The organism is Sphingomonas sp. P4_G2 (assembly GCF_056401155.1).
The window spans coordinates 77769-96362 of record NZ_JBFUJY010000001.1 but is presented as its reverse complement, the minus strand read 5'-3'; the positions used below and the strand labels follow the sequence as shown (position 1 = coordinate 96362).

Genomic DNA, 18594 nt, shown 5'->3' with positions numbered 1-18594 from the left:
AACAGCTTGAACGGGAAATGACATGCAGAGCGTCGGCGTGATCGGAGCGGGACAGATGGGCGCAGGCATCGCGCAGGTATCGGCACAGGCCGGCTATCACGTGCTCCTAGCGGACGTGACCAAGGAACGCGCCGATGCCGGCAAGGCGGGAATCGCCGCGCAGCTGGCGCGCGCAGTGTCGAAGGAAAAGATCACCGCGGAGGTCGCTGATCAGACGCTGGCACGGATCGAGACGATCGAGGGCCCGTCGGCGATGGGCAAATGCGGGCTGATCATCGAAGCGGCAACCGAGCGCGAGGAAATCAAGCGCGCAATCTTCGCTGAGGTCGGCAAGGTGCTCGGCGCCCACGCAGTGCTGGCCTCGAACACTTCATCGATCCCGATCACCCGGCTCGCCCAGGCGACGCCCGACCCCAAACGATTCATCGGCGTCCATTTCTTCAATCCGGTCCCGGTCATGGGGCTGATCGAGATCATCCGCGGCCTCGCCACCAGCGACGAGACGGTAACGTTGATCGAGACCTATGCCGCCGCGCTCGGCAAGCAGGTGGTGCGCGCCAACGATGCACCCGGCTTCATCGTCAACCGCATCCTGATGCCGATGCTTAACGAGGCGTGCTTCGCGCTCGGCGAAGGGGTGGCGACGATCCGCGACATCGACCTCGCCTGTCAGCTCGGGCTCAACCATCCGATGGGGCCGCTGACCTTGGCCGATTTCATCGGGCTCGACACCTGCCTGGAAATCACTCGCGTGCTATTCGAGGGCACCGGCGATCCCAAATTTCGCCCCGCGCCCTTGCTGGTCAAATATGTCGAGGCCGGCTGGTACGGCCGCAAGACCGGGCGCGGCTTCTACGATTATTCGGGCGCGGAACCGGTGCCGACGCGGTGAGCCACAAGGCTCGGGGGTGGCATTAACTCCGGTCCGCGCGGTCGCCCTTACGGAATCAGCATCCCCGCCAGCACCGCCGACATCAGATTGGCGAGGCTGCCCGCCGCCAGCGCGCGCAGGCCAAGCTTGGCGATCATCGGCCGCTGGTTGGGTGCCAGGCTGCCGGTCGAGGCCATCTGGATCGCGATCGACGAGAAATTGGCAAAGCCGCACAGGGCAAAGGTGACGATGTGGTTGGTGCGCGGTGACAGATTCTTCATCTGGCCGAGGTCGATGAAAGCGACGAATTCGTTGAGCACGATCTTCTGCCCGAACAATTGCCCGGCGGCGCCGGTCTCGTTCCACGGGATGTTGAGTAGGTACATGACCGGCGCGAAGATATCGCCGAGGAGTCCCTGGAAGCTCAGCGTCGGATAGCCGAACCAGCTGCCTACCCAGCCGAGCAGCCCGTTGGCGAGCGCGACCAGCGAGACGAAGGCGAGCACCATCGCCGCCACCGCGACCGCGATCTTGACGCCGGTCTGCGCGCCCATCGCCGCCGCCATGATGACGTTCGACGCGCGTTCTTCCTCGACCTGTACATCGGCGACGCGGATCGCATCGTCCTCATGCGCGAGCATCGCCGCGCCGCCCTCGAGTGGCAATTCGCCGGCGGGCACCAGATCGTCGGGCATGATCAGCTTGGCCATCAGCAGCCCACCCGGCGCCGACATGAACGAGGCGGCCAGCAGATAGGGCAGAGAGGTCGGCCCGAGCAACGATGCATAGGCTGCCAGGATGGTGCCGGCGACGCCCGCCATGCCGACCGACATCACCGCGAACAATTGCGGCGGCGTGAGCGCGGCGAGATACGGCCGGATGACCAGCGGCGCCTCGGACTGACCGACGAATATATTGGCCGCCGCGCATAGCGATTCGACTTTGCTGACGCCGACCACTTTCTCAATCGCGCCGCCGAGCCAGCGCACGATCAACTGCATGATGCCGAGGTGATAGAGCACTGACACCAGAGCGGCGAAGAAGATGATCACCGGGAGCGCGGAAATCGCGAAGCCATCCTTGAACTTGGGATCGGTCGCCAGCGGGCCGAGGATCAGATTGGTGCCTTCATGCGCGTAATTGAGCAACGCGGTGACCCCGCCCGCCATCTTTTCGATCACCAATTTGCCGGCTGGCACGTACAGCACCAGCACCGCCATCACTGCCTGTAGCGCGAACGCCGCGCCGACGACGCGCAGCCGGATCGCCTTCCGGTTGGTGGAAAGCAGATAGGCGATCGCCAGAATGACCAGGATGCCGGCAACGCCGATCAGGAAACGTGGCATGTGTTGGTAAGCCCCCACTCACTCATCTGGTGCCCGTGGCGGGCATACCCCGCGCCCGCGCATGCGATCGTTCGAATTGCCGGCAACTATGGCGGCAAAAATCGGACTAGGACAGCCCCTTGGCCGACGTCTTTACCAACAGCTTCTTCGGCGCATAAATTCAGTCATCTGGCGTTCATCTTCGCGGGATCACGCCGTATAAAACAGGCAGCCCGCGCCGCGTGGCAGGGCGCGCCTGCGAGGGAGCATGGACGATGACTCATATCATGAAGATCGCGGTGGCCGCGGCGATGCTAGCGGGGATCGGCACCGCCGCTCCTGCGTTCGCGGCCGACAACGCGATGAAGGTGTGCGGCGCCAAATACCAGGCCGCCAAGACCGCCAAGACCCTGCCTGCGGGCCAGACCTGGAACCAGTATCTGGCGCAATGCCGGGCATCCTTGCCCAAGCCGGCCGCGGTGACGACGCCGGCCAAGCCAATGGTCGCCGCCAAGCCGGCCGCTGCGGCGAAACCGGCCCCGACGCGCGTCGCTGTGGCCAAGCCGCCTAAGACCCCAGGCCAGCCGAGCCCTGCGCAGGCCGCCATGTATGCCCGCGAACGTCAGTGCGGCGCGCAATATCGCGCCGAGAAAGCCGCCGGCAAGCTTCCCGCCGGCCAGACCTGGCCGCAATATTGGAGCGCGTGCAACAAGCGTATGAAATAACTGCTCCAAGCGCCCGGCCGGCGGCAACCGGCCGGGCCGTTTACGGTGGATTGTCGGCACGCTTGGGTCTGGCGCAACGCAGAGAGCCCACCTCGCCGTCTTAGCCTCCTAGTTGCCCCCAACGGTGCGCATCTCAGTTCGCGGCACGAGCCGGGAACGAATGCCGAACAAATTGATCGGTTTTGGAGGCAATCGCGGACTCGGATGCACCAAGTGCGGTATCTCCCATCCCACGGCCGCCGGTATCCTCCGGTCGGCCACCGCCGGCGGCGAACACGTCGCAAAGGAAGGATGTGGGATGACGATGATGGTGAAGACCGCGATGGCTGCGATCACGATTGCAGGCCTTGGTGTGCTGGCGACTCCGGCGCTGGCCGCCGACAATCCGATGAAGATTTGCGGCGCTAAATACCGGGAAGCGAAGACCGCCGGCACCTTGCCCGCCGGACAGACATGGATGCAGTTCCTCGCGCAATGCCGTGCATCCCTGCCCAAATCCGCCGCCATTAGTGGCGACAAACCAGCCGCATCGACTGGCGCCAGGCGTCCTCGCAGCGCGGCGCAGACCGCGACCGCATCTCGCCAGCACGAGTGCGGCAACCAGTGGAAGGCCGACAAGGCTGCCGGCAAGATCGCACCGGGCCAGACCTGGCCGCAATATTGGAGCGCCTGCAACAAGCGGCTGAAGTGACCCACGGGGGCGGCCCGGTCGATCCCCCTGTCGGCCGGGCCGTTTGACGTTAGCGGAATAGTCGCTAGCGTTGATCTGCATGGAAACACCCGCTCCCGCCCTAGAGATAAAGCTGCCCCGTTCGCTCTTCGTCTTTTCGATCCTCTATGGCGGCATGGTCTGCATGGCGGGCGTGCTGGGCGTCAAACAAGTCGCGCTGGGACCGCTCGCGGTCGAGGCGGGTATTTTCGGCTTCCTGCTGCTGGTCGTGCTGTCGAGCGCGGTCGCCGAGATTCATGGGCAAAAGACCGCGACGATGCTGGTCCGGCTCGGCTTCGTGCCCCTGTTCACCTCGGCCGCGCTGATCCAGATCGTGCTCGCGCTGCCGCACGATCCGGGCATGTATCCGCCGGCGATCGACGCGTTCCCGATCGTCGTCGGTCAGAGCGTGCGGATGATGCTCGCGGGATTCGTCTCCTACGGCACCTCCCAGACCTTGAACGTCTTCATCTTCTCCAAGCTCAAGGGCCAGGAAGGCAAGGGCCGCCTGGTCTGGTTCCGCGGCATGGTGGCGAGCGTGATCAGCCAGATCGTCGACACCCTGCTGTTCATCACCATCTCCTTCTACGGCGAGCGCCCGATCCTCCAGCTGATGGAAGGGCAGATGCTGACCAAAATCGTGCTGTCGATCGTGCTGGTGCCGTTCCTGATCACCGGCTTCGTCGCGCTGGGGAAAAGGCTGGATCGCGCCTGACTCTTCACCGTCACCCCGGCCTTGTGCCGGGGTCCACCGTGCCGCCAGCCGAGAAGCAAGAGGCTTGAGCGCTAGGAGCGGTGCCCGGTGGATGCCGGGACAAGCCCGGCATGACGGATTGCGGATGTGGGGTGGTCGGATCGATCCACTTGGGGTCGCCCTGTCAGCGGAAACTGGCATCTCTCGCCGTCGATCGAACCAGATCCGATTGAGCATGACACCCAAGCCTAGATCGTCCGAGACAGGAGCCTCCTGATATTCTTTCACTGCGGTGACGGAATGAGTATGGCGCGCCCATGACCGACCATAGCCCCTCGCCCCAATTGCTCGCCAAGGCCGAAACGCTCGTCGAGGCGCTGCCGTACATGCAGCGCTACGCGGGCCAGACCTTCGTCATCAAATATGGCGGCCACGCAATGGGCGACCCCGAGGCGCAGCGCGATTTCGCCGAGGACGTCGTGCTGCTCAAGGCTGTCGGGATCAACCCGGTGGTCGTCCATGGCGGCGGCCCGCAGATCGGCGCGATGCTCAAGCGGCTCGGCGTCGAATCGGAATTCATCGGAGGGCTGCGCGTCACCGACGCCGCGACTGCCGAGGTCGCCGAGATGGTCCTGGCCGGCAAGATCAACAAGGAAATCGTCGGCTGGATCGCCGCTCTCGGCGGTCGCGCGGTCGGCATTTCGGGGAAGGACGCCAATCTGGTGATCGCCAAAAAGGTCACCCGCACCGAACCCGACCGCAATTCAGGCATCGAGCGCCATGTCGACCTGGGCTTTGTCGGCGAGCCGGTGAAGGTTGATCCATCGATCCTCAAGAATCTAGCGCGCGACGGGTTCATCCCGATCGTCGCGCCGGTCGCGCTGGGCGCGGATGGCGAAACCTACAATATCAACGCCGACACGATGGCAGGCGCGATCGCCGGCGCGCTGGGCGCGACGCGCTTCTTTCTGCTGACCGACGTCGCCGGTGTGCTCAACAAAGCGGGCGAGCTCCAGACCGACCTCGACCGCGCGGCAATCGAGGCGATGAAGGATGACGGCACCATCTCCGGCGGGATGATCCCAAAGGTCGACACTTGCGTCGCCGCGGTCGAGGCCGGGGTCGAGGCAGCGGTCATCCTCGACGGTCGTGTGCCGCACGGCATGCTGCTCGAAATCTTCACCCGGCGCGGCGCCGGCACGCTGGTGCGCGCCTAGAGCGTGATGGCGTGAGTTTGCTCCGCCATCACGCTCCAAGGGCTGTTCGCGGCCGGTTCGTTCCTATATCGATCCGGACAGGGCCGCACGTCCGGAGACAAACTTGATTACCATCCTCAGTATCCTGCAGGTCCTGCTGACCGTCGCGCAGTGGATCATCATCATCCAGGCGATCCTGTCCTGGCTCATCTCGTTCAATGTCATCAACACGCACAACGACACCGTGCGCGCGATCTGGACGGCGCTCGATCGGATCACCGAGCCCTTCTATCGGCCGATCCGGCGCATCCTGCCCGATTTTGGCGCGCTCGACCTGTCGCCGCTGGTCGTGTTGCTGATCATCTGGTGTATCCAGATCGCGATCGGGCGGCTGGCATTGTGGTGGGTCGGCGCAGGCGCGCTCTGAGCGGCTGGCGCACGACACCTGACGGAATCGAGATCGCGGTGCGCGTGACACCGCGATCGTCGCGCAATGAATTGTCGCCGGGTCCGGGCCACGCCGTGGCGCGACTCAACGCGCCGCCGGTCGACGGTGCCGCCAACACCGCGCTGATCGACCTCGCGGCCAAGCATTTCGGGGTGGCCAAGCGCGACGTCCGGCTGATCGCCGGTGATCGCGCCAGATTGAAGCGACTGACGATCGCAGGAGACGCCGAAGCGCTGGCGAAGATCGCCGCCGCGCTCTATCAGGCCGGGCCATGACGGCGAGCATCATCGATGGGAAAGCGTTCGCGCAGGGATTGCGCGAGCGCGTGGCGCAACAGGTCGCGAGCTTCCGCGCGGCGGCGGGCCGCGCGCCCGGGCTGGCGGTGGTGCTGGTCGGCGAAGACCCCGCCTCGGCGGTCTATGTCCGCAACAAGCACAAAGCGACCATCGGCGCGGGAATGGAAAGCTTCGAACACAAGCTTCCCGCCGATACGTCGCAGGCCGATCTGATCGCGCTAGTCGACCGGCTGAATGCTGATCCCGCGGTCGACGGCATCCTGGTCCAGCTGCCACTGCCCAGCCATATCGACGAGCGCGTGGTGACCACGCGGATCGATCCCGACAAGGACGTCGATGGCTTCCACCCGGTCAATGCCGGGCGGCTGGCGACCGGGCTTTATGGCTTCGTGCCCTGCACGCCGCTCGGCTGCCTGATGCTGCTCAAAGATCAATTGGGCGACCTCGCCGGGCTCGACGCGGTGGTGATCGGACGCTCGAACATCGTCGGCAAGCCGATGGCGCAGCTCCTGATCAAGGAAAGCTGCACCGTCACCGTGGCGCATTCGAAGACCCGCGACCTGTCGAGCGTGGTCAAGCGCGCCGACATCGTGGTGGCAGCAGTCGGCCGACCGGAAATGGTCAAGGGCGAGTGGATCAAGCCCGGCGCGACCGTGATCGACGTCGGCATTAACCGCACCGAACGGGGCCTGGTCGGCGATGTCGACTTTGCCGGCGCGCTCAGCGTCGCGGGCGCGGTCACCCCGGTGCCGGGCGGCGTCGGACCGATGACGATCGCGGTGTTGCTCCGGAACACATTGGTGTCCGCGCATCGCCGCGCGGGTGTGGCGTATGACAAGGGGGCGCTATGATTCCGTTGTTGCTGATGCTGGCGGGGGCCGATGCGCCGGCAACGACGGCCGTCGACGCCGAGCGCGCTTTCGCCGCGGATGCCAAGACGATCGGACAATGGACCGCCTTCCGCAAATGGTCGACCGACGATGCGGTGATGTTCGTGCCGCAGCCGGCCAACGCCCACGATTTCCTCAAGAACCGCAAGGATCCACCCCAGGCGATCGATTGGTGGCCGACCGCGAGCTATCTTTCGTGTGATGGCAAGCTGGCGGTGAATACCGGCGGCTGGCAGCGTCCCGACGGCAAGGTCGGTTATTTTTCGACCGTATGGCGACTTCAGCCCGATGGCGGATGGAAGTGGATCGTCGATGGTGGGGACGACCTAAAAGTCGCTCGCAGGCGCCCAACCGCGCCGCGGGTCAAGATCGCGCAGTGCTTGAGGAGCGGTGACGCCGTCGGAACCGTCGCCAACGCTCCCAGCGCAAAGACCGCAAGAGGAGAGTCCGATGACGGTTCGCTGCAATGGCTTTGGGTCGTCATGCCGAACGGCGAGCGCCAGTTCACGGTCTTTTCTTACAATGGAAAGAAGCTCGTCACCGTAATCGACGACCGGATCGCAGCCGAAAAGTGATCGAACTCTACCTCTCCGCACTCGTCACCTTCTTCGTCGTCATCGATCCGCCCGGTTGCGCGCCGATCTATGCCGGGCTGACGCATGGCGCGACGCCCGCGCATCGCCGATCGATGGCGATCCGCGCGGTGGTCGTCGCCGCGATCATCCTGTTCGTGTTCGCCGCGGTCGGCGAGGCGATGCTCAAGGCGCTGGGCGTCAGCCTGGCGGCCTTCCGCATCGCCGGCGGCATCATGCTGTTCCTGATCGCGCTCGAAATGGTGTTCGAGAAACGCACCGAACGCCGCGAGGACCGTGCCGCCAAGGTCGCGCAGAGCCCCGAAGTCGAGGACGTGTCGATCTTCCCGATGGCGATGCCGATGATCGCCGGGCCGGGATCGATCGCCTCGGTCATGCTGATGATGAGCCGCAACCATGGCTTCGAGAGAGTGGCCGTGGTGCTCGCCGCGCTGGCGACCATCCTGGCGCTGACCCTGGCTGCCTTGCTCGCCGCCGGGCCGCTGATGCGGTTACTCGGCGCACGGATCGAGGCCGTCATCACGCGCATTCTTGGCGTGCTGCTCGGCGCGCTGGCGGTGCAGTTCGTGATCGACGGGATTCGGATCAGCCTGGGGCTGACGTAACCGTCACCCCAGCGCGCGCTGGGGTCTCGCGCAAAGTATAATATCGCTTGAGATCCCAGCTTTCGCTGGGATGACGGAGCTAGCCTAATTGATCCGGAACAACCGCAACGGCGAATTCTTCGGCAGTTCCAGCGGCTCAAGGAACGCGAACGTCTCGCCCTTGGCCATGCGATCGTAGAATCCGCCCGGATTGCGGACACGATAAATCGTCGATTCGGCCATGTTCGGACAGATCAACAGCAAGGTCGCGCCATGCTTCTTGGCGATCGCGCGGAACTGGTCGGGCGATCCGCCGAAAGCGTGCTGGACGTCCAGGATCGCGTCGCCGTTGCGGTGATAGGGCCCCGCCACCGCTTTGTGATGCGTGACGACGATGATCCTCGGCCCGAGATCGACGAAGCTGAAAATCGTCGCGCTCGGATATCGATTGAGCGGCGCGAGGCTGGTGATGGCGGGGCATCGCGCGCTCGCACGGTTGATCGTCGTCATCCGCGCATCGGGCTTATCGATCGGCAGGTATCTGAGCGACAGCCCGCTGAACATGCCCGAGGCGATCAGCACCACCGCAACCGGCCCGAGCACGCGGACCAGGATATTAGGGCTGTCGAGCAGCAACGGCACCGCGATCCAGATCAACGCCGCCGCTCCGGGCACCGCGAGCAATTGCGCGGCTGGCCCAGCACGCGTCTGCCACAACAGCATCAGGCAGGCGAACAGCGTGAATAGCGTCACTGCCGACCAGCCGACCATATTCGGCGCGCGACCGTCGATGGCACGCTTGGTCGCGATTGCCGCGCCCAGCAGGCCGATGATCGGCAGGGTGACGATCGGAAACGCCTGGCGGAAGGGATGCTGGTAGATCGGCTTGGCCTCGCGCACATTGTCGAGCCAGTTGCGCACGAGTTCGGGCGATACCTGTTCGGGCCGGCCCAAGCATTGCGGGAACAGCCAAGCGAAGCCGGCGACGATCACTGCGCCCGCTGCCACCGCCAGCCCCAACCGCGCCCAACGCGACGCCGGGCTCAACCAGGCGAGGACGAACAGCAAGCCGCCCGCCACCAGCATCACGGTCAAATAGACCGGCGTCAGCGCGTCGCAGCGCATCACCGAATTGGCATAGGACGCGAACGCGCCGTAGCCGAGCGCGGTGCCGCTCGCCAGGCTGACGCCATAGGCAGCGACGCGCCGTGCCTCACCGCGATCCCAGATCCATTGCAGCGCGATGATCGCCCCCGCCATCGCGGCATAAGGCAGCATTTCGAGGCCGATCGAGATGCTCACCGCGCTCGCCAGCCCGACGATCACGCCGCCACGCGCGCCCTTGGGATCGCACAGCCCGGCGACGGTCAGGCTGAGCATCGCCAGTTGCCAGCCGTGATGATCGATCCGATCGGGCGCGAACATCAGCATCGTCGGCGTGCACGCGCAGACCAGCAGCGCCATCGCGAGCGGCCAGGCATGCGGGCTGACCAGCCGGCGGACGGTGGCGCCCAGGCCGATAAACGCGATCGACAGCGGCAGCAGCGGCGCGATGCCGCACGCGACCCGCTCCGCCCAAGGCGTGCCGACGAACGGCCGCAGGATCAGGATCAGCCCGGCGATCGGCAAGTCGACGATGCGGCTCCAATGGATGTCGAAGCCGCCCGGCGGATTGAGGTAATAATCGCGCAGATCGTACCAATCCTGCCCGTTGAGCAGCGCGCGGACCTGCATCAGCCGCATATTGTCGTCGGTATCGCCGAGCCCCAGCGACCGGATCTGCGGCCAGGAGCTGATGACGTACCACAGGCTGACGATGAACCAGGCGAGCAGCGCGTATTTGATCCAGTGCCGGTCGAGTTCAGCGACCAGGTCGGACCACCAGCTTTCGATCTTGCTCAAAATGCTTCCCTCGCGCCTTGGCTCGCTTTAGGGGGACCCCCACTCCCGGGGCAAGCGTGTGACGGCAATTCTCAAACAAATCGATACGTGGCGGGAAAGCGGCCTCATGGGCCAGCTGGTGCGCTTCGGCGTCGCCGGCGGGATTTCGACGCTGATCTATTCGGTGGTCTATCTGCCGCTCACCACCTGGGTGTTCCGCGGCGCGCACGCAGTCTATGCCGTTCCCTTCGCCTTTGCCGTCGCGGTGACCGCCGGTTTCTTCCTGCACAGCCGCTGGAGCTTCAAGGGCCACGGCACGCGCCAACCGGGCGGCGCACAGCAGGTCAAGTTCGTCATGGTGCAGGCGTCGGGCATGGGGCTCAATGCCCTGATCACCTGGGTCGGGACCGCGTTGCTCGGCTATCCCGCCTGGGCACCGCTCTTGCCGGCGATCGCCTTGGCAACGATCTTCACGTTCATCCTCAATCGCTGGCTGGTGTTCGCTTAATGGACCGTATCGTTTACGACCGCATGGCGGAGCATGATTCGTCGCATTGGTGGTATGTCGCGCGTCGCGATATCCTGCACGATTATGTCGCGCGCTACGCCGATCTGCCCAAACAGGCGCGTATCCTGGAGATCGGCTGCGGCACCGGGCACAATCTGGCGATGTTGCAGCAATTCGGGGATGTCGACGCGATCGAGATCGATCCCGCCGCCGCCGCGATCGCCAGCAAAAGGCTCAACAAGCCGGTCAGCAACGCGCCGCTGCCGACGCTGCCGGGGATCGAACGCGGCGCCTATGACATGATCGCGGTGCTCGACGTGGTCGAGCATATCGATGACGACGTTGCCGCGCTGCACGCGATGAAGGATTGCCTGAGGCCCGGCGGCAAGATCCTGATCGCGGTGCCCGCGCACCAATGGATGTGGTCGGCGCACGACGTCGTGAACCATCACCATCGCCGCTATTCGAAGGGGAGCTTGAAAAAAGCGATCCATGCCGCCGGGCTGGAGACGCGCAAGTTCGGCTATTTCAACTCGCTACTGTTCCCGCTGGCTGCCGCCGCGCGTGTCGCCGGCCGGATGACCGGCCGCGACGACAGCGACGATTCGCCGCCGCCAGGTCCGGTCAACAAATTGTTCGAGACGATCTTCCGGCTCGAGCGTCACATGGTCGGACGCGTGCCGATGACGCCGGGTCTGTCGATCCTGACGCTGGCAATGCCGAAGGGGTAAAATCCTCCCCGCATTGCGGGGAGGGGGACCGCGCGACGAAGTCGCGTGGTGGAGCGGGTTCGCCTCCTCGGATTCCAGCAGCCGCCTGCCCCCTCCACCAACCCGCTACGCGGCTTGGTCCCCCTCCCCGTGAACGGGGAGGATTTTAGCCGTCTGCTCCCGATCCTCGGCGCGATAGCCCAAGGTCGCCTTGCCCTGCACCGGCCCGGCGACATCCGACACCAGATACAGCGGCCGCCGCTTCGACTCGACGTACAGCCGTCCGAGATACTCACCGATCATCCCCAGCACGAACATCTGCACCGCGCCCAGCAGCACGACGATGAACGCGAGCGATGTCCAACCCGGCACCGCGGTCCCCGAGAAGAAGCCCACCGCGATATAGATCAGCAGCAGGAACGACGCCCCGGTCAGCGCGAGGCCGACATGGCTGGCAAAAGTCAGCGGCTTGGTCGAAAAACCGGTCATCGCGTCGAACGCAAGGCGCAGCATCTTCGACAGCGGATAATTGGTCTCGCCGGCGAAGCGCTCTGCGCGGTCATACGGGAACGGCACCTGGCGAAAGCCGATCCAGGCAACCATGCCGCGAATGAAACGCGCTTGTTCGGGCAGAGACAGAAACGCATCGAGCGCGCGGCGCGACATCAACCGGAAATCGCCGGTGTCGAGTGGGATCGGCGTGTCGGTGACGCGATCGAGCAGACGATAGAAGGCCGCGGCGGTCGCCTTCTTGAACAAAGTCTCGCCCTCGCGCTTGCGGCGAACGGCATAGACCACATCGGCATCCTCCGCGGCCATCATCTTGCGCATATCGCCGAGCAATTCGGGCGGGTCCTGCAGATCGGCGTCGATGATCAGGATCTGCTGCCCCGCGCACAGATCGAGCCCGGCGGTCAGTGCAAGCTGGTGGCCGTGATTGCGCGACAGGTTGATCGCGACCAAACGCGGATCGCTTTGCGACAGCCGGCGCATGATCGACCAGCTATCGTCCTTCGATCCGTCATTGATCAGGACGAGTTCGTAATCTTCGCCGACCTCCGCCTTGGCGGCGGCAGTGACGCGGCCGTGCAAAGTCTCGAGGGTGAGCGCCTCGTTATAACAGGGGACGACGATCGACAGTTTGGGACGGTGCATGGCGGTGCTGCTTAATCGTCTGCGCGGTCCGCGTCATCGCCTTTCGTGGTTTCCACAGCCACGCCCTCGCGCGCCTGCGCCTTGCGACGGCGCAGATTGGCGCGCAATTGCTCGGCCAGGCGGGCGGCACGGTCCGGTTTGTCGTTCTTGGCGGTCATCAGGCGGAATCACCTAAACCCGCCGACCGCGCCTTGACAATATCCGGGTCGACGGACATAGGCGCGCCTCCGTCGGGGCCTTTGGTCCCGCGTGAGTGCTGCCGTAGCTCAGTGGTAGAGCGCATCCTTGGTAAGGCTGAGGTCGTGAGTTCAATCCTCACCGGCAGCACCATTTTTCCGATAATTGGCTGATATCAAACCCCTGCCGTCGCCTCCCGGGCGGCATGGGCAACGCATGAGACAATGCGCGCCCGATGCCGGCATTGGATTGACCTGGCGTACCCAGCCTCCCATTCTCGCGAACGAGCGGACGAAAAGCCGCCATGATCGGGGCGGCAATGGGCATGGATATCGGCAAGGAACAGGACGCGGTGGATCCAACTCACCCGACGACCGCCGCGGAAGACCCTGAAGACCGCGCGTTCAAGACGCTCCGTGGACCCTGGGCCGGTACGCCGCATCATTTCGATGCCCCCTTCTGGCCGACGCCCGAGCCGCTGGTCGAGCGCATGCTCGATCTCGCCAGGGTCGGGCCCGGCGATCATCTCATCGACCTCGGTTGCGGCGACGGCCGCGTCGTCATTGCCGCCGCGCGGCGTGGCGCCACCGCGCTTGGCGTCGACATCGATTCGGAGCGCATCGCCGAAGCCGAGGCGGCAGCGCATAAAGCGGGCCTCGAGCATCTCGTCGGGTTCCGCTGCGAAGACCTGTTCGCGACGCGGCTGGACGGCGCCAGCGTGGTCACGCTCTATCTGCTGCCGCTTCCCAATCGACTGCTCGCCGCGCGTCTGCGCGCCGAGCTTGCCTCGGGCAGCCGCGTCCTCAGCCATGCCTTTGCGATGCCCGACTGGGCGCCGCGCGCCCACGAGACCGTCGATGGACGCGAAGTATTCCTCTGGGTCGTCGACTGACCCCGCTTACGGCTTGAACTCCGCGACGAGATCGTAGCGATCGCCGCGAAACAGCTGGCGCACGTGTGTGACGACCTGGCCGGCGCGCCAGGTCGTGCGGTCGAGCTCGAGGCAGGCGCCGCGCGGCCGCAGCCTCAAAGCCCTCGCCTCCGCTGTCGTCGCCTCGACCGCGCGGATTCGATGGCGCGCGGCGGTCCAGGGGACGTGGTGGAGAAGCCAGGTGCCTGGAGCTTCGTCGGCGAAACTCTCCTGCGCGGCGTCGGGGACCGCGCCCAGCGCGATCAATCGGTGTTCGAGCGCGAAGGGTTCGCCGCCGCCATGATGCACGCCTTCGACCAGCAAAGCCGGAAGCGGGACGTCTTCGGCGTGGTCTACGATGTAGCGATTGGTCAACTGCCAGCGATATTCCTCGCCTCGCGCGGCGATGACTTGCGCGAGATCGGGGACTTCGAGCACCGCGGAATGGACCTGGGGATACGCAACGAACGATCCGGCCTTGCGGCGGCGTTCGATCAGGCCGTCCTTGGCGAGACCGCCCAGCGCCTTGCTGACGGTCGCGCGGGCGCAGCCATAGGTCGCGACCAGCTCGTGTTCGAACGGGATGCGATGGCCGGGCTTCCATTCGCCCGAATGGATGCGCGCCTCGATATCGTGACGGATGCGCGCCTCGACCGTCATGCCAGCAGAGCGGCGACGGAGCGGCGATAGCGGTCGGCGATCGTGTCGGCGGCGATGTGGCGGCCGTGGTCGACCAGTTTGCGACCCCCGCGCCAGACCGAATCGATCGCGCCCGGCCGCGCGGCGAAGATCCAGCGGTCGAGCAAGTCGCTGCCGGCACCGACCAAGGCGGGGTGCTGGAGGTCGAGCGAGACGATGTCGGCGGCGTTCCCCACAGCGATGCCGCTGGCCACGCCGAGCGCCTGCGCCCCGCCGGCCTGCGCCTTGGCGAACAGGGTCGCGCCGACCGAGGGCTCGGCCCCGTTGACCAGCAGGGCGCGCTTTCTGAGCGTCAGTCGCTGCGAATATTCGAGTCCGCGGAGTTCGCTAGGGGCGTCGATCAGGATGTTCGAATCGGTGCCGACGCCGAACCGCCCGCCAGCCGCGAGATAGTCGACCGCAGGGAAGACGCCGTCGCCCAGATTGGCCTCGGTCACCGGACACAGGCCGGCAACCGCGCCGCTTGCCGCGAGACGCGCGGCCTCGTGTGCATCGACATGGGTCGAGTGGATCAGACACCAGCGATGGTCGACCGCCGCATGATCGAGCAGCCACTCGACCGGCCGCGCGCCGCTCCAGGCGATACAGGCCTCGACCTCGCGAACCTGTTCGGCGGCGTGGATGTGGAGCGGACCGCCATCGGCCAGCGGCAGGATCGCGGCGAGCTCGTCGGGCGTCACCGCGCGGAGCGAATGCGGCGCGATGCCAAGCGCGGCATCGGCGGGCAATTTGGCGCGGCTCGCCTCGACCAATTGGGCGAACCCATCGACGTCCGAGATGAAGCGGCGCTGCCCCGGCGCGGGCGGAGCGCCACCGAAATCGGCATGCGCATAGAAGACCGGCAGCAAGGTCAGACCGATGCCTGTCGCCTCCACCGCGCCGACGATCGCGCCCGCAGTCTCGGCCGGATCGGCGTAGCGCGCGCCGTCCACGTCGTTGTGGAGGTAATGGAATTCGCCGACGCGAGTGAACCCGCCCTCGAGCATCTCGACATAGGCCTGGGCAGTGATCGCTTCGATGTCGTCGGGAGCCAGGCGGTCGAGGAAGCGATACATCACCTCGCGCCAGCTCCAGAAATCGTCGTCGGGGCGGCCGCGACGCTCGGACAGGCCCGCCATGCCGCGCTGGAAACCGTGGCTGTGGACGTTGCACAGGCCGGGGAGCGCCGCCCCATGCCGCTGATCGCCGGGCTGGGGCATGACGCCGGTGTCGATGGCGAATATGGTCGCCCCATCGATCGCAATGCGGACCCGTTCGGCCCAGCCATCCGGCAGCAATGCGCGTTCGAACCAGAGATACGGCATCGGGTCCTCCTGTCGATTATGTCTAGACATAATAATGCGCCCGGGCAAGGATGGAGGTCATGGAGCGGACCTGGACCAATGCCCGACTCGCGACCATGGCCGGCGACGGGCTGGGCGTGATTGAGGACGGCGTGGTCGCGAGCCGCGACGGCGCGATCACCTACGCCGGCCCGCGTGACGATGCGCCCGCGACGGCCGGTGAGATCGTGGATTGCGGCGGACGCTGGATCACCCCGGGGCTGATCGATTGCCATACCCATCTGGTCCATGCCGGCGACCGATCGGGCGAATGGGCAATGCGGCTCGCCGGCGCGTCCTATGAGGAGATCGCGCGGGCCGGCGGCGGCATCGTGTCGACGATGCGCGCGACGCGGGCGGCAAGCGAGGCCGATCTGATCGCGACCGCTCTGCCCCGGCTCGACGCCTTGCTCGCCGAGGGCGTAACGACGATTGAGGTCAAGTCGGGCTATGGCCTGACCGTCGCCGACGAACTCAAGATGCTGCGCGCCGCGCGGTCGCTGGGTGAGCAACGCCGGGTGCGTGTCGCGACCACGTTGCTTGGCGCGCATGCGTTGCCCCCCGAATATGCCGGGCGGCCCGACGATTACGTCGCGCTGGTCACTGAGGAGATGATCCCCGCAGCGAACGGCCTCGCCGATGCGGTCGACGCTTTTTGCGAGGGGATCGGCTTCTCGCCCGAGCAGACCGGGCGCGTATTGGCGGCGGCGCGTCAGGCCGGCTTACCGGTCAAGCTCCATGCCGAGCAATTGTCGGCGCTCCACGGCGCCAGCCTCGCCGCAAGCTTTGGTGCATTATCCGCCGATCACCTCGAATATGCCGATAAGGCCGACGCCAAGGCGATGGCGGCGGCGGGGACGGTTGCGGTGCTGCTGCCCGGCGCCTTCTATTTCATGCGCGAAACCAAATTGCCGCCGGTCGACCTGTTCCGCGCGCATCACGTGCCGATCGCGATCGCCACCGACTGCAACCCCGGCACCTCGCCGACCACTTCGCTGCTGCTGATGCTCAACATGGCGGCGACGCTGTTCCGGCTGACCGTGACCGAGGCGTTGCGCGGCGTGACGGTCAATGCCGCCCGCGCTTTGGGTCTCGCCGACACGATCGGCACGCTCGAACCCGGCAGGGCCTGCGACCTGGCGGTGTGGGACATCTCCGCGCCGGCGGAGCTGGTCTACCGGATCGGCTTCAATCCTCTCCATCTACGCGTGAAGGACGGCGAATGCTGCTGACTCCCGGTGCCGTCCCCTATTCGGCGTGGCAAGCGATCTATGAAGGTGCCGTGCCGGTGCTCGATCCCGTCTGCCGCCCGGCGATCGCCGAAAGCGCGGCGGCGGTGGGGCGCATCCTGGCGCGGCACGAGCCGATCTATGGCATCAATACCGGGTTCGGAAAGCTCGCCAGCGTCAGGATCGGCGACGAGGATCTGGCGAAGCTCCAGCGCAATATCGTGCTGAGCCATGCCGCCGGGGTTGGCGATCCGATGCCGGTGCCGATCGCGCGGCTGATGATGGCGCTGAAGCTCGCCAGCCTGGCGCGCGGCGCGTCGGGTGTGGCGCCGGCGACGGTCGAGTTGCTCGAAGCGATGCTGGCCAAAGGCCTGGTGCCGGTAGTGCCCGCGCAAGGATCGGTCGGCGCGTCGGGCGACCTCGCACCGCTCGCGCACATGACCGCGGCGATGATCGGGGTCGGCGAGATGTTTGTCGGCGACCAGCGCCTGCCCGCGACGGACGCACTGGTGCAGGCAGGGCTCGAGCCGCTCGAACTCGGCCCCAAGGAAGGGCTGGCGCTGCTCAACGGCACGCAGTTCTCGACTGCTTATGCGCTCGCCGCCTTGTTCGAGGCCGAGCGACTGTACCGCGTCGCGCTGGTCACCGGCATCCTGTCGACCGAGGCGGCCAAAGGCTCCGACGCGCCGTTCGACCACCGCATCCATGCATTGCGTGGCCATCGCGGTCAGATCGAGACGGCGGACGCGCTGCGCCGGATAATGGAGGGGTCGGCGATCCGCGCCTCGCACCGCGAAGGCGATACGCGCGTCCAGGATCCTTATTGCCTGCGTTGCCAACCCCAGGTGATGGGTGCGGCGCTGACCATCTTGCGCCAGGCAGGTGAGACGCTGGTGACCGAAGCCAATGGCGTATCGGACAATCCGCTGATCTTCCCGGAAACCGACGAGGCTTTGTCGGGCGGCAATTTCCATGCCGAGCCGGTCGCCTTCGCCGCCGACATGATCGCGCTCGCCATTTGCGAGATCGGGAGTCTCGCCGAACGCCGCGTCGCGATGCTGGTCGATCCGGCCTTGTCGGGGCTACCGGCGTTCCTGACGCCGAAACCCGGGCTCAATTCGGGCTTCATGATCCCGCAAGTGACCGCCGCCGCCTTGGTGTCCGAGAATAAGCAACGCGCGACGCCCGCCAGCGTCGATTCGATCCCGACCTCGGCCAATCAGGAGGATCATGTCTCGATGGCGGCGCACGGCGCGCGGCGGCTGATCGAGATGGCGGCGAATGTCGACGCGGTGCTGGGGATCGAATTGCTCGCTGGCGTGCAGGGCTGCGATTTCCATACGCCGATGCTGTCGAGCGAGCCGGTCGAGCATGTGCGGCGGTTGCTGCGGGAACGCGTGCCGATGCTGACCGACGACCGGCACATGGCACCCGACATGGCGATCGCAACCGAGCTGGTGCGATCGAAGCGGTTGTTGGTGGCGGTGGGGGAATTGCCGGGAGTGGTGGGATGATCGGGCCCCGTCTCCTTACCCGTCACCCCGGCCTTGTGCCGGGGTCCACTGCGCAACCGAGCGCGAAGCTTGAGCCCCTTGTCCAGGGTTCGCGGCACGGTGGATCCCGGCACAAGGCCGGGATGACGTTGGGAGTTGGCGCGAGCGGAGGGCACACA

Annotated in this window: 21 protein-coding genes and 1 tRNA gene; 16 read left to right on the top strand and 6 right to left on the bottom strand. The window is 65.9% G+C overall.

Annotated elements, in window-relative coordinates; genetic code table 11:
• Window positions 1-22 precede the first annotated feature (22 nt).
• Window positions 23-892, top strand: coding sequence for a 3-hydroxybutyryl-CoA dehydrogenase (locus tag AC1DRD_RS00440; RefSeq protein ID WP_478030607.1), 870 nt, complete (start codon window positions 23-25; stop codon window positions 890-892).
• A gap of 47 nt (window positions 893-939) precedes the next feature.
• Here AC1DRD_RS00440 and AC1DRD_RS00435 read toward each other — a convergent pair whose 3' ends face one another.
• Complete coding sequence (locus AC1DRD_RS00435) at window positions 940-2217, bottom strand: NupC/NupG family nucleoside CNT transporter (RefSeq protein ID WP_478030608.1); 1278 nt, start codon at window positions 2215-2217, stop codon at window positions 940-942.
• 254 nt (window positions 2218-2471) lie between these two features.
• On the opposite strand from AC1DRD_RS00435, the gene AC1DRD_RS00430 reads away from it, so the two are divergent.
• The 9 genes from AC1DRD_RS00430 to AC1DRD_RS00390 all read left to right on the top strand — a co-directional run bounded on the left by AC1DRD_RS00430 (window position 2472) and on the right by AC1DRD_RS00390 (window position 8352).
• Complete coding sequence (locus AC1DRD_RS00430) at window positions 2472-2921, top strand: hypothetical protein (protein ID WP_478030610.1); 450 nt, start codon at window positions 2472-2474, stop codon at window positions 2919-2921.
• A 307-nt stretch (window positions 2922-3228) separates the two neighbouring features.
• The gene (locus AC1DRD_RS00425) at window positions 3229-3612 is read left to right on the top strand and encodes a hypothetical protein (RefSeq protein WP_478030612.1); all 384 of its coding nucleotides are present in this window, start codon (window positions 3229-3231) and stop codon (window positions 3610-3612) included.
• A gap of 79 nt (window positions 3613-3691) precedes the next feature.
• Window positions 3692-4345 (top strand): queuosine precursor transporter, encoded by a 654-nt coding sequence (locus AC1DRD_RS00420; RefSeq protein ID WP_478030613.1) that lies wholly within the window; start codon window positions 3692-3694, stop codon window positions 4343-4345.
• Window positions 4346-4641: 296 nt separating this feature from the next.
• Entirely contained in the window at window positions 4642-5541 is a 900-nt protein-coding gene (argB, locus tag AC1DRD_RS00415) for an acetylglutamate kinase (RefSeq protein ID WP_066810266.1), read from the top strand.
• Between the two features lie 103 nt (window positions 5542-5644).
• Complete coding sequence (locus AC1DRD_RS00410; RefSeq protein ID WP_478030615.1) at window positions 5645-5947, top strand: YggT family protein; 303 nt, start codon at window positions 5645-5647, stop codon at window positions 5945-5947.
• A gap of 38 nt (window positions 5948-5985) precedes the next feature.
• Window positions 5986-6243 carry a DUF167 domain-containing protein gene (locus AC1DRD_RS00405; RefSeq protein ID WP_478030616.1) on the top strand — a complete coding sequence of 86 codons (258 nt, stop codon included), beginning with the start codon at window positions 5986-5988 and terminating at the stop codon, window positions 6241-6243.
• Window positions 6240-7115: a bifunctional methylenetetrahydrofolate dehydrogenase/methenyltetrahydrofolate cyclohydrolase FolD gene (folD, locus tag AC1DRD_RS00400; RefSeq protein ID WP_478039506.1), complete on the top strand. Its 876-nt coding sequence runs from the start codon at window positions 6240-6242 to the stop codon at window positions 7113-7115. The genes AC1DRD_RS00405 and folD overlap by 4 nt, the downstream gene beginning before the upstream one ends.
• A complete protein-coding gene (locus AC1DRD_RS00395; RefSeq protein ID WP_478039505.1) occupies window positions 7112-7729 on the top strand; it encodes a hypothetical protein in 618 nt (205 codons plus the stop codon). Before folD ends, AC1DRD_RS00395 begins: the two co-directional genes overlap by 4 nt.
• The gene (locus AC1DRD_RS00390) at window positions 7726-8352 is read left to right on the top strand and encodes a MarC family protein (protein WP_478030620.1); all 627 of its coding nucleotides are present in this window, start codon (window positions 7726-7728) and stop codon (window positions 8350-8352) included. Before AC1DRD_RS00395 ends, AC1DRD_RS00390 begins: the two co-directional genes overlap by 4 nt.
• 84 nt (window positions 8353-8436) lie before the next feature.
• Here the strand turns inward: AC1DRD_RS00390 and AC1DRD_RS00385 are convergent, their stop codons facing one another.
• Window positions 8437-10233: an AcrB/AcrD/AcrF family protein gene (locus AC1DRD_RS00385; protein WP_478039503.1), complete on the bottom strand. Its 1797-nt coding sequence runs from the start codon at window positions 10231-10233 to the stop codon at window positions 8437-8439.
• 106 nt (window positions 10234-10339) lie between these two features.
• Between AC1DRD_RS00385 and AC1DRD_RS00380 the strand changes: the two genes are divergently transcribed.
• The gene (locus tag AC1DRD_RS00380) at window positions 10340-10720 is read left to right on the top strand and encodes a GtrA family protein (RefSeq protein WP_478039501.1); all 381 of its coding nucleotides are present in this window, start codon (window positions 10340-10342) and stop codon (window positions 10718-10720) included.
• A complete protein-coding gene (locus AC1DRD_RS00375) occupies window positions 10720-11451 on the top strand; it encodes a class I SAM-dependent methyltransferase (protein WP_478039499.1) in 732 nt (243 codons plus the stop codon). Before AC1DRD_RS00380 ends, AC1DRD_RS00375 begins: the two co-directional genes overlap by 1 nt.
• 105 nt (window positions 11452-11556) lie before the next feature.
• On the opposite strand, the gene AC1DRD_RS00370 is transcribed toward AC1DRD_RS00375, so the two are convergent.
• Both AC1DRD_RS00370 and AC1DRD_RS00365 read right to left on the bottom strand, forming a co-directional pair.
• Window positions 11557-12585: a glycosyltransferase family 2 protein gene (locus AC1DRD_RS00370; RefSeq protein WP_478039498.1), complete on the bottom strand. Its 1029-nt coding sequence runs from the start codon at window positions 12583-12585 to the stop codon at window positions 11557-11559.
• An 11-nt stretch (window positions 12586-12596) separates the two neighbouring features.
• Window positions 12597-12743: a hypothetical protein gene (locus tag AC1DRD_RS00365; RefSeq protein WP_478030629.1), complete on the bottom strand. Its 147-nt coding sequence runs from the start codon at window positions 12741-12743 to the stop codon at window positions 12597-12599.
• 97 nt (window positions 12744-12840) lie between these two features.
• Between AC1DRD_RS00365 and AC1DRD_RS00360 the strand changes: the two genes are divergently transcribed.
• Both AC1DRD_RS00360 and AC1DRD_RS00355 read left to right on the top strand, forming a co-directional pair.
• A tRNA-Thr gene (locus AC1DRD_RS00360) sits at window positions 12841-12915 on the top strand.
• A gap of 151 nt (window positions 12916-13066) precedes the next feature.
• On the top strand, window positions 13067-13654 hold the full coding sequence (locus tag AC1DRD_RS00355; RefSeq protein ID WP_478039496.1) for an SAM-dependent methyltransferase: 588 nt from the start codon (window positions 13067-13069) through the stop codon (window positions 13652-13654).
• A gap of 6 nt (window positions 13655-13660) precedes the next feature.
• Here AC1DRD_RS00355 and AC1DRD_RS00350 read toward each other — a convergent pair whose 3' ends face one another.
• Window positions 13661-14332: a UTRA domain-containing protein gene (locus tag AC1DRD_RS00350; RefSeq protein WP_478039494.1), complete on the bottom strand. Its 672-nt coding sequence runs from the start codon at window positions 14330-14332 to the stop codon at window positions 13661-13663.
• A complete protein-coding gene (locus tag AC1DRD_RS00345; protein ID WP_478039492.1) occupies window positions 14329-15675 on the bottom strand; it encodes a formimidoylglutamate deiminase in 1347 nt (448 codons plus the stop codon). The genes AC1DRD_RS00350 and AC1DRD_RS00345 overlap by 4 nt, the downstream gene beginning before the upstream one ends.
• A 59-nt stretch (window positions 15676-15734) precedes the next feature.
• On the opposite strand from AC1DRD_RS00345, the gene hutI reads away from it, so the two are divergent.
• Window positions 15735-16925 carry an imidazolonepropionase gene (gene hutI / locus AC1DRD_RS00340; protein ID WP_478039491.1) on the top strand — a complete coding sequence of 397 codons (1191 nt, stop codon included), beginning with the start codon at window positions 15735-15737 and terminating at the stop codon, window positions 16923-16925.
• Window positions 16916-18436 carry a histidine ammonia-lyase gene (gene hutH / locus AC1DRD_RS00335; protein WP_478039489.1) on the top strand — a complete coding sequence of 507 codons (1521 nt, stop codon included), beginning with the start codon at window positions 16916-16918 and terminating at the stop codon, window positions 18434-18436. The genes hutI and hutH overlap by 10 nt, the downstream gene beginning before the upstream one ends.
• Window positions 18437-18594 lie beyond the last annotated feature (158 nt).